Genomic DNA, 14548 nt, shown 5'->3' with positions numbered 1-14548 from the left:
TTTCAGATGATATGATAAAACCAATCATATGTTTGAAAAAGGAGAAAACCATGACGGTGAATGACGCGGTTGTATTCATTTTGGCTGCCTTTTTACTATGGGGAGCGGCGGATTATTGTTTGGGAAACAGATGGGGGCTAGGCGAGCGGTTTGCGGCCGGGTTTAAGGCTATGGGGCCGCTGGCGCTGTCCATGATCGGAATTGTGTCGCTGGCGCCCGTGCTGGCAGCAATCCTGATTCCCATTGTTGCTCCGTTTTACACAGCGATTGGCGCGGACCCTTCTTCCTTTGCGAACACCATTTTGGCGATTGATATGGGAGGATATGCGCTGGCTGGAGAAATGGCGAAAGATCCGGAGGCCGGGCTGTTTTCATGGGTGTTTTTAGGAACAATGATGGGACCGGCAATCGTCTTCACAATTCCCGTCGCTCTTGGCATCATCGAAAAAGAGGATCATCCGTATTTTGCGAAAGGCATATTAATCGGGCTGTGCACAGTGCCGATCGGTTGTTTCATCGGCGGATTATGCGCGGGCTTTGACATCGGCATGATAGGTAAAAACCTTCTGATCCCGAGTCTGTTATCTGCTGTGATCGCTTTTGGATTATGGCGGTATACCGACAGTATGATTCGGTTGTTTCATCTCTTCGGGAAAGCGGTCAGTGTGGTTGCGATTATCGGGCTTGCGGCTGTCTCCGTTGAAACGCTGACAGGCATTGTGCTGATTCCGGGAATGGAGAATGTCGAGACAGGGATACAAACGACAGGGACCATTGCCATTGCTCTGGCAGGGGCATTTCCGATGACGGCTTTTATTACAAAAACCTTTAAAAAACCGCTAAAGGCTCTGGGGAAATGCCTTCATTTAGATGAGACAGCAACAGCAGGCTTGGTGACCTCTTTGGCGCACCATATCCCAATGCTGGCTTCATTAAAGGATATGACGCCGAGAGGAAAGGTCATCAATGTCGCGTTTGCGGTCAGCGGCGCCTTTGTACTCGGCAGCCACCTCGGTTTTGTGGCTGGAATGAAAAAAGAAATGGCGGCGGCCATGATCATTGGGAAATTAGCAGGCGGAGTCACAGCTGCCGCAGCGGCTGCTTGGATGACACCTGCACAATCAGCTAATCAGCAAAAACGTATCTCAGCCGGCCATAGCTGAGGCAGAAGCTGTTTCAACTTTGTCCAATCGGGAATGTTACAGTAAAGATTTCTGTGAAAGAGGGTTGGACACATGGCGGTGAAAGACCGGTACATGTCAAAAATAAAACAGGAAACCAAGCCTTGGATCAAACGATTCGGGAGGCTTGGTTATTTTGCATTCGGCGGCGTTTTTATTCTGCTTGGGGTTTTGGCTTTTATGACGGCTGCCGGGGCAGGCCGCGCCAAAGATTCGAGCGGAGCTCTCCAAACGCTATCACGCATGCCGTATGGGTCACTATTGCTTTTTTTAATAGGCATCGGCCTTATCGGCTATGTAAGCTGGATGGTGTTAAGCGCAATCAAGGACACGGAGGGGCACGGAAACAGCAGGCGAGGCCTGTCACGGAGAATAGGAAACTTTTTCAGTGCCGCCGTTTATACATCCATCGCTTGGAATGCCTTGCGATTTGTGTTTGGCCAAGGGGACGGCGGCACTTCAGAACAGACGTGGTCCGCTTATGTATTGGCGCAGCCATTCGGCCAATGGCTCACAGGGCTTACGGGTGCGGGTTTTATCGTATTTGCGATTGTTCAATTTATGAAAGGCGTTCGGGCTGCTTTTATGAAAGAATTCGATACATCAAAAATGAACAAACAGATGATATGCATCACGAAAAACACCGGGCGCGCAGGCAATATCGCCCGCGCCATTATTTTCTCAGCCATCGGCTATTTTCTCATCAAGACAGCCATGACCGCTGATCCCGACGACACAAGAGGCTTTGACGGCGCGCTCGCCGAACTCGCGCAGCAGCCGCATGGCAAATTGATTCTGTCTATATTGGCATTAGGCCTGATCCTATATGGAATGTACGCCATTATCAAAGGCATTTATCAGCATATGACCTGGGAGAAGTAAGCTCTGGGCAGGTCCGCGCCCAGAGCGTTTTTCAGTTTCTTAGAAATCAGGTGGATGAAAGCCGGCGCCAGCCTGTATAATAAAAGCAAATCAAAAGCAGTTTTATCAGGACTGATCCACAGGGAGGTGCAGAATGGATCGGGAAAAACAACAATTAAGCATAGAAGCGGCAAGGCTTTACTATCAGTCTGACTACAGTCAGCAGCAAATTGCTGAGCAGCTCAACATTTCAAGGCCAACCGTTTCCCGGCTGCTGCAATATGCAAAGGAAAAAGGGTATGTCCAGATTCGCGTCATGGACCCTTTTGAGGATTTGGATGCGCTCGGTTCCATACTTGAAGAGAAATACGGGCTCCTCGAGGCGCATGTTGTGTTTTCCCCGACACCCGATTATGCAGGAATTACACATGACCTAAGCCGCTATGGTGCAGAATATATGCATGAAACGGTAAAAGACGGCGACATTGTCGGCGTCAGCTGGGGAACCACCATGTATCAAATCGCGCAAAACATGCAGCCGAAGCAGGTAAAAGGCGTCGAGGTCGTCCAGCTGAAAGGCGGCATCAGCCATTCCCGGGTAAACACGTATTCGGCTGAAACGATTCAGCTGTTTGCAGAGGCTTTTCAAACGATGCCGCGCTATCTCCCGCTTCCCGTCGTGTTTGATAATGCGGATGTGAAGCGAATGGTGGAGAAAGACCGTCATATTGAGCGGATCATCGAGATGGGAAAGCAGGCGAATATCGCTCTCTTCACGGTGGGGACTGTCCGTGATGAAGCGCTGTTGTTCCGGCTCGGATATTTTAACGAAGAAGAGAAAGCCCTGCTGAAAAAACAGGCCGTGGGGGATATTTGTTCACGCTTTTTTGATGCGAAAGGGAATATTTGCAGCAGCGCCATCAATGACCGGACCATCGGTGTTGAGCTTGAAGACCTCAGGCTGAAGGAACGCTCCATTTTAGTTGCCGGCGGAAGCAGAAAAGTATCTTCCATTCACGGAGCATTAACCGGAAAATATGCCAACGTTTTAATCATTGACCAGCATACCGCGAGGGCGCTTGTTAATGATTTGTGACACGTTCAAACCTTTCGTTGAACAAAATTTCAATTACCAATTTACATATGTTCAAAAGTCGGTTATGCTAAAAAATATCTTAACAAAAAAGGAAGTGTGCGAAGGATGTCATTAGCCAACATAATTGATCATACAGCATTGAAACCGCATACACAAAAAGCGGACATTCTAAAACTAATTGAAGAAGCGAAAACATACAAATTTGCTTCAGTATGTGTCAATCCGACATGGGTGGAGCTTGCTGCAAAAGAGCTTAAGGGAACTGGAGTCGACGTTTGTACGGTCATCGGCTTCCCGCTCGGTGCCAATACAACTGAAACAAAAGCGTTCGAGACAAAAGACGCCATTTCAAAAGGCGCCACTGAAGTGGATATGGTCATTAATATTGCCGCTTTAAAAGACAAGGAAGACGATGTGGTGGAAGCTGATATCCGCGGTGTAGTGGAAGCTGCAGCCGGAAAAGCGCTTGTCAAAGTCATTATCGAAACGTGCCTTCTGACTGATGAAGAAAAAGAACGTGCATGCCGTTTAGCGGTGTCTGCGGGAGCGGATTTCGTAAAAACATCAACAGGCTTTTCTACAGGCGGCGCAACGAAGGAAGATATCGCCTTAATGCGCAAAACAGTAGGACCTGATATCGGCGTGAAAGCATCTGGCGGCGTCAGAACGAAAGAAGATGTAGACACAATGGTAGAGGCCGGAGCAAGCCGAATTGGCGCCAGCGCAGGCGTTTCTATCGTAAAAGGAGAAAATGCATCAGGCGGAGACAACTATTAAGAGCTGACGGAAGGCAGACTGCTTTCCGTTTTCTGAGGAAACAGTAATTGTAAGCGAATACAAATAAAGGAGAAACACATATGAAGTATTTGATTGGGATTATCGGTTTAATCGTGTTTTTAGGCCTCGCGTGGATCGCGAGCAGCGGCAAAAAAAGAATTAAGATCCGCCCAATTGTTGTTATGCTCATTTTGCAATTTATTCTTGGCTACATTCTCCTCAATACCGGAATAGGGAATTTCCTCGTGGGAGGATTTGCAAAAGGATTCGGTTATCTGCTTGAATACGCGGCAGAGGGAATTAACTTTGTGTTTGGCGGCTTGGTGAATGCGGACCAAACGACATTCTTTATGAATGTTCTCTTACCAATCGTGTTTATTTCCGCTCTGATCGGGATTCTGCAAAAGTGGAAAGTCCTCCCGTTTATTATTAGATATATCGGCCTTGCCCTCAGCAAGGTAAACGGTATGGGAAGATTGGAATCGTATAACGCAGTGGCTTCTGCGATTTTAGGGCAGTCAGAAGTATTTATCTCCTTGAAGAAAGAACTCGGTCTTTTAAATCAGCAGCGCTTGTACACGCTTTGTGCATCTGCGATGTCAACTGTATCAATGTCGATTGTCGGCGCGTATATGACAATGCTGAAACCGGAATATGTTGTAACAGCGCTGGTCTTGAACTTATTTGGCGGTTTCATAATTGCTTCTATTATTAATCCGTACGAGGTTGCAAAAGAAGAGGATATGCTTCGTGTTGAGGAAGAAGAAAAACAATCCTTCTTCGAAGTGCTCGGAGAATACATCCTTGACGGTTTCAAAGTAGCGGTTGTCGTCGCTGCGATGCTGATTGGATTTGTCGCGATTATCGCCTTGATAAATGGCATTTTTAATGCAGTATTCGGTATTTCATTCCAAGGCATTCTTGGATATGTGTTTGCTCCATTCGCTTTTCTTGTCGGTATCCCATGGAATGAAGCTGTTAATGCGGGAAGCATTATGGCAACAAAAATGGTATCGAATGAATTTGTCGCCATGACGTCGCTTACGCAAAACGGTTTCCATTTCAGCGGCCGTACAACAGCGATCGTATCAGTATTCCTTGTGTCATTTGCGAACTTCTCCTCAATCGGAATCATTGCCGGTGCCGTAAAAGGACTGAATGAAAAGCAAGGAAATGTCGTCGCTCGTTTCGGCTTGAAATTATTATACGGTGCTACGCTTGTCAGCTTTTTATCAGCAGCAATTGTGGGCTTGATTTACTGAACTTAATCGAAAAGGATCGGTGACCAAACATGAGAATGGTAGATATCATCATCAAAAAACAAAACGGAAAAGAACTCACCACTGAAGAAATTCAATTTTTCGTGAACGGCTATACAGACGGAAGCATTCCTGATTATCAGGCAAGCGCGCTTGCTATGGCGATTTTCTTCCAGGATATGAGTGACCGTGAACGCGCGGACTTGACGATGGCTATGGTGAACTCCGGTGAAACGATTGATCTTTCTGCCATTGAAGGAATTAAAGTGGATAAACACTCCACCGGCGGCGTCGGCGACACGACAACACTCGTTCTCGCTCCGCTTGTTGCGGCTCTTGACGTGCCGGTTGCCAAAATGTCCGGCCGCGGCCTCGGCCATACGGGCGGCACGATTGATAAGTTAGAGGCAATCGACGGCTTCCACGTGGAACTGACGAAGGATGAATTTATTAAACTTGTGAACCGCGACAAGGTTGCGGTCATCGGCCAAAGCGGCAATTTAACGCCGGCTGATAAAAAACTGTACGCGCTTCGTGATGTAACGGGAACGGTCAATTCCATTCCGCTCATTGCAAGCTCGATTATGAGCAAAAAAATCGCTGCCGGGGCGGACGCCATCGTGCTTGACGTAAAAACGGGAGCGGGCGCCTTCATGAAAACAGAAGAAGACGCAGCTGAACTTGCCAAAGCGATGGTACGCATCGGAAATAACGTCGGCCGTCAAACAATGGCTGTCATTTCAGACATGTCCCAGCCACTCGGCTTTGCGATCGGAAATGCGCTTGAAGTCAAAGAAGCGATCGACACGCTCAAAGGCGAGGGGCCTGAGGATCTTCATGAGCTTGTCTTAACGCTCGGCAGCCAGATGGTTGTGCTTGCGAAAAAAGCCGATACATTGGACGAAGCGAGAGCGAAGCTGGAAGAAGTCATGAAAAACGGCAAAGCACTTGAGAAATTCAAGGATTTCCTGAAAAACCAAGGCGGCGACAGCTCAATTGTTGATGATCCGTCTAAGCTTCCGCAAGCCGCATATCAAATTGATGTGCCTGCCAAAGAAGCGGGTGTCGTCTCTGAAATCGTTGCGGACGAAATCGGCGTCGCGGCGATGCTGTTAGGTGCCGGCCGCGCCACAAAAGAAGATGAGATCGATTTAGCCGTCGGCATCATGCTCCGCAAAAAGGTCGGGGACAAAGTAGAAAAAGGCGAACCGCTCGTGACGCTTTACGCCAACCGCGAAAACGTTGATGAAGTCATCGCAAAAGTCTATGACAACATCCGCATCGCCGCGGAAGCGAAGGCGCCGAAGCTGATTCATAAGTTAATTACAGAATAAAAAATAAAGCACATCCCATGCTGAGCGGGGTGTGCTTTTTTAATTATAGGATGTGATCGGCCGGATATTCCTCTTGGCTGATTTTTTTCGCTTTTGTAACATTTCTTTTGAAATGGTAGATGAGATAGCAAAGGATGATACAAGGAACTCCGCAGAAAAGTGCGATTCTTTGATTGGGATCAAAAGCAAGACCGATACAAGAAGCAGAACATAATAAGAGAGCGGCTATAGGCATAAGAGGATAAAGCGGCGTGCGAAATGTCAGCTCTTTTACATTCCCCCCTTTTTTCAGAAATCTCTTTCGAAACAAGAGCTGGGACAAGGCAATGCTCATCCAGACCACGACTCCTGCAAATCCAGCAATTGCGACCATCACCACATAGACAGTTCCAGGGGCCACGATACTGGAAACGAGAGATAAACAAGATACAGCCATACTGATCATTAAGGCATTTAAAGGAATGCCTTTAGAGGTCACTTTCTTAAAACGGGAGCTGATCATGTTTTCATTTGCTAACGACCACATCATACGGGTCGAAGCATATAAGCCTGAGTTGGCGACAGACAGCAAGGCTGTTAATATCACGAAATTCATAATATCAGCAGCGTAAGGGATTCCGATCTCCGCAAATACGGCTACAAACGGGCTTTCAATCACGCCTGCGTCCTCCCACGAAATCAATCCGGATAATATGAAGACAGCGCCAATGAAAAAAATCACGGTTCTCCATGCGACATTACGGATGGATCGCGGTATATCCTTTTGAGGATTTGCTGATTCTCCTGCTGTAACGCCGATTAACTCTGTACCGGAAAAGGCGAAGCTCACAGATATCATCGCGATAAAAACGGCAAGAAAGCCATTCGGAAACAGCCCGCCATGGTCCGTGAAGTTTGACAACATAGGAGCATCCGCCGTTCCGTTTAAAGAGATCAGGCCAAACATGGCGGCTCCTCCTAAAATGATAAATAAAATAATGGTGACAATCTTTACGCTGGAAAACCAAAATTCAGTCTCCGCAAATAACTTAACTGAAAATGCGTTGCATATAAAAAGAAGGGCTGCAAAAATCGCACTCCACATCCATACACTGCTGTCAGGGAACCAGCGCTGCATGAGAATACCGGATGCGGTAAACTCAGAGCCTACCGTCACCACCCAATTGATCCAGTACATGATGCCGACCATAAAACCGGTAGATGGACCAATAAATGTTGTAGCATATTTTTGAAAAGAGCCGGTCACCGGCATGGCAACCGACAATTCGCCGAGACATTGCATGACGAGGTACATCATCAACCCGCCGATTACATAAGCGAGTATCGTACCGCCGGGTCCGGCTTGATGTAGCGTATAGCCCGTACTGAGGAAAAGTCCTGTGCCTATGACGCCTCCCAATGAGATCATAAATAGGTGCCTGCTTTTCATTGTGCGTTTTAGCTGTTGGCTGCTGTTCTCCTGAAGATTCACTGTCTCGCCCTCCTTTTAGCTGCCATTCCTAAGGCAGATGAGTTTCCTATACCCAAAATACAACCTGCCAGAAGATCACTTGAATGGGGAGAGTTTCATTCCTTTTAATGCGTGTAACAGAACATGAGCTGCAGCTCTGCTTGTCATATCTCGAAAATCGAGGGTAGGATCGACTTCAACAATTTCAATCCCGGCGACATTGGGCTGTTGTGCGATGTACTTGACTGCTTCAAGCAATTCGTCTGTATAGAGGCCGCCCGGGCCAATCGCTGGACAGCCGGGTGCATGGGACTGGTCTAAGACATCCATGTCAACAGATATAAAAATGAAATCTGTTTTATCTTGAACAACAGGCAAAATCTCTTTTATCGTTGGGAGTAGTCCTTTTTCCCGGATCATGTCCATCGTGTGAATGTTTACGCTATGTTTTTTTGCATATGCTTCATAGGCCTGGCTGTTGCTGAATTCTCTGATACCCAGCTGGATCAAATGTTGACCTTTAATAATCTCTTCATCCAAAAGGCGGCGGAAGGGGGTGCCGTTTGTCGGCCCCCCGTCCTCCGTATTGCGTACATCGTGATGGGCATCAAATTGAATCACTGCTGTCGTTCCTTTCGTTTGTGCTATCGCTTTTATAGTGGAGTAGCTGATAGAGTTATCTCCCCCGAGTATGAGCGGCACCCAATCCGGATGGTCCGAAAGCAGAGCGTGCATGGTTTGGAAAATGTGATGATGTGACTTTACGATATCAGTGACATGAATATCGATATCCCCCAGATCATATAGAAGCTCTGCTACGACATGCTCTCCAAGCTCAGCAGAATAGGCTGATGAATGTTTCAGAGCCTGGCGTATTGTTCCGGGTGCAAAGGAAGCGCCTGAATGACTGATGGATGATTTTGATAGGGGGACACCCATCAACGCCGGTCCCTTAATGTCCTGACCGTCCCATGTTGCGATCAGGTCGCTCATTTTTGTGACATCCCGGTCTTTAAACGAAGATCCGGCCTCTCTGAGAAAAGGGTACTTATCCAAGAATGGCTCCCTCCCTGTTGACAACAATTGTTCCGTTTTTCATGACTTGATGTACATGATTAACCCCGTAGTGATACGGAATATACATATAGTTCGTGGCTTGCCAAATGACTAGATCAGCTGAGCGGCCGACTTTGAGCTGACCGGCTTCTTCTCCTTTCCCTATGGCGTATGCGGCATTGACTGTGACCGCGTGCCATATTTCTTCTGCAGTCATCTTCAGATGAAGCGCGGCAATCGACATGATCAGCTGGATATTTTCAGTCGGCGAGCTGCCAGGGTTAAAATCCGTTGCCAAGCTGATACATACACCTTCATCAATCATAGCTCTTGCCCTGGCGTATGTGCTTTTGCCAAGATAAAATGTCGTGCCCGGCAAGAGGACGGCGATCGTTCCTGCCTCAGCCAATTTCTTTATGCCTTCGTCCGATGCACCTACCAAATGGTCGGCTGAGACGGCCTTTAGCTCACCTGCTAATTCAGCACCTCCAAGCGGATCGATTTCATCTGCGTGTATTTTTAATCCGAAGCCTGCCTCAGCTGCTTTTTGTAAATAACGGCGGGATTGGCTGACTGTAAAAACGCCTGTTTCTGTAAAGATATCAGCGAAGCTGGCGAGTTCCAGCTCTTTGATTTCCGGCAAAAGGGAAAGCATTTGATCCAGAAATTGACCTGGATCGTTTTGATATTCGGGAGGAATCGCATGGGCTCCCATAAATGTGGAGACAAGGTCAACAGGCTGGCTTTCATGCAGTTTCTTTGCGACACGCAACTGTTTGAGCTCTGTCTCTTTTTCCAAGCCGTAGCCGCTTTTCACTTCTGCTGTGGTTGTGCCGTAGGACAGCATTCTTTGCAGATGAAAATGGGCTTTTTGCAGCAGCTCTTCTTCTGAAGCCGCCCTGGTATCCTTGACTGTAGACAGAATCCCGCCGCCCTGCGCCAGAATATCCAAATATGAAATGCCCTGAAGCTTAAGGTTCATCTCCTTTTCACGAGATCCGCCAAATACAAGATGGGTGTGCGGATCAACGAGGCCAGGCGTTACAAGGCGTCCCGAACAGTCAATGATTTCGTCTGCCTCGTAACCGGCTTCAGCCCCTTTTTGTCCGGCGAACACAATTTTCTGTTCATGGATGCCGACAACAGCGTCTTCGATCACATGAAGATCCTGCATGCTTTTGCCTGCCCGCGGGCCGCTGCTTTCCATCGTCAAAAGCTGACCGATGTTGATGAGAATCGTATCAATTTGCTTTGGCATGTCATCACTCCTTTATTTTTGCATCGGCATGATAATGTCCTGTTCCTTCGCTACTTCAACGGCACGTTCATAACCCGCATCCGCATGACGGATAATGCCCATTCCTGGGTCGCTCGTTAAGACCCGCGCGAGCCGCTCGTCAGCCAGCTCACTTCCATCGGCCACTGCAACCATGCCGGCATGCAGGGAATAGCCCATTCCGACGCCGCCGCCATGGTGGAAGGAAACCCAGCTTGCACCCGCCGCCGTGTTGACAAGCGCATTGAGCACAGCCCAATCACCGACAGCGTCACTTCCGTCCTTCATCGCTTCTGTTTCCCGGTTTGGAGAGGCGACAGACCCGCAGTCCAAATGATCTCTCCCAATAACGACAGGCGCTTTTAGCTCCCCGGTTCTAACCAGCTCGTTAATGGCGAGGCCCATCTTTTTTCGTTCTCCATATCCAAGCCAGCAGATACGGGACGGCAAGCCTTGGAAGGTGACTTTTTCCTGTGCCATATCAATCCAGCGGTGAAGGGCTTTATTTGTCGGGAACAGCTCTTTTAATAACGCATCCGTACGGTAAATATCTGCCGGATCTCCGGAAAGCGCCGCCCAACGGAACGGCCCTTTTCCTTCACAGAATAAGGGGCGGATGTAGGCAGGGACAAACCCCGGAAAATCGAAGGCATTCTCCAGCCCTTCATCCTTTGCGACTTGCCGGATATTGTTGCCGTAGTCAAATACAATAGAGCCCTTTTGCTGAAAGGCCAGCATGGCTTCGACATGTTTTTTCATGCTTTGCTTCGCAAGGCGCACGTAAAGCTCTGGAGTGTCTTGACGCAAACGGTCAGCTTCATCAAGGGAATAGCCCTCGGGAACATAACCGATTAAAGGGTCATGGGCAGATGTCTGATCTGTCACAATATCAATTTTGACGCCTCGGTTCAAAAGTGTGTGATGCACCTCAGCTGCGTTTCCGAGAAGTGCAATGGACAAAGGTTTTCCTGCCAGCTTTGCCTCTTCAGCCCAAGCTAAGGCTTCCTCAATCGATGCAGTTTTTCGATCGCAGTATTTTGTTTCGATCCGCTTGTCGATGCGTTTCTCGTCAACCTCGACGGCAATCACGACGCCTTCATTCATCGTGACTGACAGCGGCTGGGCGCCTCCCATTCCGCCGAGACCCGCTGTCAGCGTCAACGTTCCTTTTAAGCTGCCCCCGAAGTGCTGTCGCGCCAGCTCAGCGAAGGTTTCATAGGTTCCTTGCAATATGCCTTGTGAGCCAATGTAAATCCAGCTGCCAGCCGTCATCTGTCCGTACATCATTAACCCTTTTTTCTCAAGTTCGTGGAAATGCTCCCAGTCTGCCCACTTCGGAACAAGAACAGAATTTGCCAGGAGCACGCGCGGGGCATGCGGGTGTGTACGGAACATGCCAACGGGCTTTCCGGATTGCACGAGCAATGTTTCATCATTTTTTAATGTTTTCAAGGAATGCTCAATGGCGTGAAAAGCATCCCAATCTCGTGCGGCTTTGCCAATCCCGCCATATACGATGAGGTCCTCCGGCTTCTCGGCGACTTCTGGATCAAGGTTGTTTCGAAGCATCCGAAGCACTGCCTCTTGCTCCCATCCTAAGCATTCAAGCTCTGTTCCTCTGTTGGCACGGATTGATTTTTTTACATCAGTCATATGTTCATCCCCCTTAGTTCTTTATTCTGATGATCAGGTATTAAAGATTCCTTCTTCAGCCAGTCAGTCAAGCGTTCAATGTCATAGGAAAAAACACGGTCCTGCTGAATGGACGGCACGACTTTTCTCATTTCTTGAAAAAGCTGTTTCGTATAGGACGCAGCATGTTCTATGCCTCTGTATTCAACAGCCTGCAATGCGCAAATGGCTTCGATCGCAATGACTCTCCTTGTATTTGCGATCACCTGATAAGCATGCCGAGCGGCGATGGTTCCCATGCTGACATGGTCCTCTTGGTTGGCGGATGACGGAATGGAATCCACACTTGCCGGATGGGCCAGTGTTTTATTTTCAGAAACGAGTGAGGCCGCGGCGTACTGCATGATCATTGCACCGGATTGCAGACCGGGATGAGGGCTCAGGAACGGCGGCAGGTCATTCAGCTGCGGATTCACAAGTCGTTCGATCCGGCGCTCTGCGACATTCGCAAGCTCTGATATTGCGATTTTCAGAAAATCCATGGCAAAGGCGATCGGCTGTCCGTGAAAGTTTCCGCCGGAAATCACTTTGTCACCGTCATTGAAAATGAGAGGATTGTCTGTAGCTGCGTTCATTTCAATCTCTAATTTCTCTTTGACATAGCCTAGTGTCTGCCAAGTCGCACCGTGTACTTGCGGAATACAGCGCAATGAATAGGCATCCTGGACCCGCAGTTCTCCCTGGGAAGTTGTCAGGCCGCTGTCAGATAGATAAAAGCGAATTCGTTCTGCGACATCGATCTGCTCCTGATAGCCGCGGGCTGAGTGAATATCCTCGTCAAATGCATCGATAATTCCCCGCAACCCCTCAATCGTTAAGCTGGCAATGCGCTCTGTTTGATAGGCTAGTTTCTCAGCTTCAATGTAGGCGACCACCCCCATTGCAGTCATGGCCTGAGTCCCGTTAATCAAGGCAAGCCCTTCCTTGGATGTCAGCGTTACCGGTTGAATACCTGCTTTTTTCAAGCCTGTCATTGCCGGCATTCTTTCCCCCTCAAAAAAGACTTCTCCTTGTCCGATCAGCGCAAGCGCCAGGTGGGAAAGCGGCGCCAGATCTCCGCTTGCGCCAAGTGATCCCTGCTGAGGGATGACAGGATGGACGCGTTTATTTAAAAAAGCAAGCAACTGTTCGATCAGCTCAGCGCGGACACCGGAAAAGCCTTTTAACAGCGCATTGGCGCGCAAAAGCAGCATTGCCCTGGAAACGCACTCGGGAAAAGGGTCGCCGACTCCGCAGGCATGAGAAAGGATTAAATTCAGCTGCAGCGCCGCCGAGTCTTCTTTCTGAATCAGGACATCGCTGAATTTGCCAAATCCGGTGTTGATGCCGTAGATTGTCTTTTCGTCGCGTACAATCCGTTCCACTGCCGCTCTGCTTTTTTTCACGCGCTCCATACTTTCCTCAGAAGCCGCTGCCTCCTCAAAATCAAACAGCACACGAGCGACGTCGGCTGTTGTCAATGAAGAACCGTCTAAAGTCACCATAAGCCCAACTCCTTTTTCTTTACTTTGGTAAAGCGCCCATACAAAAAGGAGCTATGCTGTGAACATTCGTTTTCACGCATAGCCCCCTATCGTCTAAGATCTATGGGCTGTTTCATATGTGATTAATTCCAACACCGAATGTCTCGTGCTCAAGACCTTTAATCGGCGCCCCGATTGTTCCATAAAGCGAGACAGCAATCCAATCGCCTTCCGCTTCACTTTCATAAGGATTTCCCCTTAAAACGGCAAACCTCAAGCCCACCGTCCGAAGCAGCGATCCCAGCAGCATTTCACCTCTGGTCACGCCATGCAAAGCCTCCATCGTCGCATGATAAAGCGCATGTGACTCCCGATAACCCTCAGATTGAATGACACCGCTCTTTTTGGAAGCGGTTTCAATTGCGGCTACTACTTTATGCGCGTCCATTGATCCTACCTTGCCAAGACAGACCTTCCATCCGTCTCGCTCCAGCTCCTCAACCTGCGTACTCTCTTCCGCCTCATTCAGCAGCAGGAGAACAGACAGCCGTCCGATCCGACGCTCTTTATGCAGTGTCATATGAATCACTCAATTCCTAAAAATTCTGATAACTATTAACTGAGTATTATATTAATTGGTTCAGCAGCAGAAGTCAAAAGGTTTTTTACAGTCTTTAACAAGTTAGATTGCTATTGTAATAGCGAGACGCAGAAAGCAGGACAGGTTTTTTCAGCGATTGCACACGATATCCAGACAGGAGACAAGCGGCCGCTGTCTAACTCTTAATATGCGTTTACTAAGTCGTATTTTTCGCAAGGCATTTTATAAAGAGCCAGCCGAATGACATCCTCAGTACAGCCAAGCCAACTGACTCCGGTGTTGACGGGCAATCAGGCATCATCTTAAAAAACGCCGACAACGAAATGGCTGTATCACAGTCGATGCAAAACCTGACAAAGCAGTTATTACATGTACGCGAATGAAAAACAGAGTGATGAAAGAAGGAGAAACAGCAAAAGAGTTGAACTATGAAGGAGAGGATATGCAAGCAGCAGTTCTGCGCAAAACAGACAGACATCAGTCTGACTATGTAAGAGAACAG

At 48.3% G+C, this 14548-nt stretch carries 12 protein-coding genes and 1 pseudogene; 7 read left to right on the top strand and 6 right to left on the bottom strand.

The window, feature by feature from the left end; genetic code table 11:
• The first annotated feature begins 50 nt into the window (after window positions 1–50).
• The 6 genes from eutH to SB658_RS17220 all read left to right on the top strand — a co-directional run bounded on the left by eutH (window position 51) and on the right by SB658_RS17220 (window position 6508).
• Window positions 51–1163 (top strand): ethanolamine utilization protein EutH, encoded by a 1113-nt coding sequence (gene eutH, locus SB658_RS17245; protein WP_032676947.1) that lies wholly within the window; start codon window positions 51–53, stop codon window positions 1161–1163.
• A gap of 72 nt (window positions 1164–1235) precedes the next feature.
• On the top strand, window positions 1236–2063 hold the full coding sequence (locus SB658_RS17240; RefSeq protein ID WP_003227122.1) for a DUF1206 domain-containing protein: 828 nt from the start codon (window positions 1236–1238) through the stop codon (window positions 2061–2063).
• Window positions 2064–2196: 133 nt separating this feature from the next.
• Window positions 2197–3138, top strand: a complete 942-nt coding sequence (gene deoR, locus SB658_RS17235; protein WP_014478458.1) for a DNA-binding transcriptional repressor DeoR — start codon at window positions 2197–2199, stop codon at window positions 3136–3138.
• A gap of 105 nt (window positions 3139–3243) precedes the next feature.
• Window positions 3244–3915 carry a deoxyribose-phosphate aldolase gene (gene deoC, locus SB658_RS17230; RefSeq protein WP_003227127.1) on the top strand — a complete coding sequence of 224 codons (672 nt, stop codon included), beginning with the start codon at window positions 3244–3246 and terminating at the stop codon, window positions 3913–3915.
• Window positions 3916–3995: 80 nt separating this feature from the next.
• The gene (gene nupC / locus SB658_RS17225) at window positions 3996–5177 is read left to right on the top strand and encodes a nucleoside permease NupC (RefSeq protein WP_003244143.1); all 1182 of its coding nucleotides are present in this window, start codon (window positions 3996–3998) and stop codon (window positions 5175–5177) included.
• 29 nt (window positions 5178–5206) lie between these two features.
• Entirely contained in the window at window positions 5207–6508 is a 1302-nt protein-coding gene (locus tag SB658_RS17220; RefSeq protein WP_144500443.1) for a pyrimidine-nucleoside phosphorylase, read from the top strand.
• A gap of 43 nt (window positions 6509–6551) precedes the next feature.
• Here SB658_RS17220 and SB658_RS17215 read toward each other — a convergent pair whose 3' ends face one another.
• The 6 genes from SB658_RS17215 to hutP all read right to left on the bottom strand — a co-directional run bounded on the left by SB658_RS17215 (window position 6552) and on the right by hutP (window position 14025).
• Window positions 6552–7979 (bottom strand): amino acid permease, encoded by a 1428-nt coding sequence (locus SB658_RS17215; protein WP_015714999.1) that lies wholly within the window; start codon window positions 7977–7979, stop codon window positions 6552–6554.
• A gap of 75 nt (window positions 7980–8054) precedes the next feature.
• Complete coding sequence (gene hutG, locus SB658_RS17210; protein ID WP_015714998.1) at window positions 8055–9014, bottom strand: formimidoylglutamase; 960 nt, start codon at window positions 9012–9014, stop codon at window positions 8055–8057.
• Window positions 9007–10272: an imidazolonepropionase gene (gene hutI / locus SB658_RS17205; protein WP_015714997.1), complete on the bottom strand. Its 1266-nt coding sequence runs from the start codon at window positions 10270–10272 to the stop codon at window positions 9007–9009. Before hutI ends, hutG begins: the two co-directional genes overlap by 8 nt.
• A 12-nt stretch (window positions 10273–10284) precedes the next feature.
• Window positions 10285–11943 (bottom strand): urocanate hydratase, encoded by a 1659-nt coding sequence (hutU, locus tag SB658_RS17200; protein WP_015714996.1) that lies wholly within the window; start codon window positions 11941–11943, stop codon window positions 10285–10287.
• Window positions 11940–13466, bottom strand: coding sequence for a histidine ammonia-lyase (gene hutH, locus SB658_RS17195; RefSeq protein WP_015714995.1), 1527 nt, complete (start codon window positions 13464–13466; stop codon window positions 11940–11942). The genes hutU and hutH overlap by 4 nt, the downstream gene beginning before the upstream one ends.
• A 112-nt stretch (window positions 13467–13578) precedes the next feature.
• Complete coding sequence (hutP, locus tag SB658_RS17190; protein ID WP_003243875.1) at window positions 13579–14025, bottom strand: histidine utilization transcription antiterminator HutP; 447 nt, start codon at window positions 14023–14025, stop codon at window positions 13579–13581.
• Between the two features lie 344 nt (window positions 14026–14369).
• Between hutP and SB658_RS17185 the strand changes: the two are divergent.
• Window positions 14370–14532 (top strand): annotated as a pseudogene (locus SB658_RS17185) (hypothetical protein).
• Window positions 14533–14548: the final 16 nt, after the last annotated feature.

This window comes from Bacillus sp. SIMBA_008 (genome assembly GCF_046535495.1).
Lineage (GTDB): Bacteria > Bacillota > Bacilli > Bacillales > Bacillaceae > Bacillus > Bacillus subtilis.
The sequence above is the reverse complement of the archived record's forward strand: the minus strand, read 5'-3'. Positions and strand labels throughout refer to the sequence as shown.

Bases quoted from the DNA above. Each gene is read 5' to 3' on its own strand.
- hutH (WP_015714995.1), bottom strand. From the start codon at position 13,466: ATGGTGACTTTAGACGGTTCTTCATTGACAACAGCCGACGTCGCTCGT.
- SB658_RS17220 (WP_144500443.1), top strand. From the start codon at position 5,207: ATGAGAATGGTAGATATCATCATCAAAAAACAAAACGGAAAAGAACTC.
- nupC (WP_003244143.1), top strand. From the start codon at position 3,996: ATGAAGTATTTGATTGGGATTATCGGTTTAATCGTGTTTTTAGGCCTC.
- SB658_RS17240 (WP_003227122.1), top strand. From the start codon at position 1,236: ATGGCGGTGAAAGACCGGTACATGTCAAAAATAAAACAGGAAACCAAG.
- deoC (WP_003227127.1), top strand. From the start codon at position 3,244: ATGTCATTAGCCAACATAATTGATCATACAGCATTGAAACCGCATACA.
- eutH (WP_032676947.1), top strand. From the start codon at position 51: ATGACGGTGAATGACGCGGTTGTATTCATTTTGGCTGCCTTTTTACTA.
- hutP (WP_003243875.1), bottom strand. From the start codon at position 14,025: ATGACACTGCATAAAGAGCGTCGGATCGGACGGCTGTCTGTTCTCCTG.
- hutU (WP_015714996.1), bottom strand. From the start codon at position 11,943: ATGACTGATGTAAAAAAATCAATCCGTGCCAACAGAGGAACAGAGCTT.
- deoR (WP_014478458.1), top strand. From the start codon at position 2,197: ATGGATCGGGAAAAACAACAATTAAGCATAGAAGCGGCAAGGCTTTAC.
- hutI (WP_015714997.1), bottom strand. From the start codon at position 10,272: ATGCCAAAGCAAATTGATACGATTCTCATCAACATCGGTCAGCTTTTG.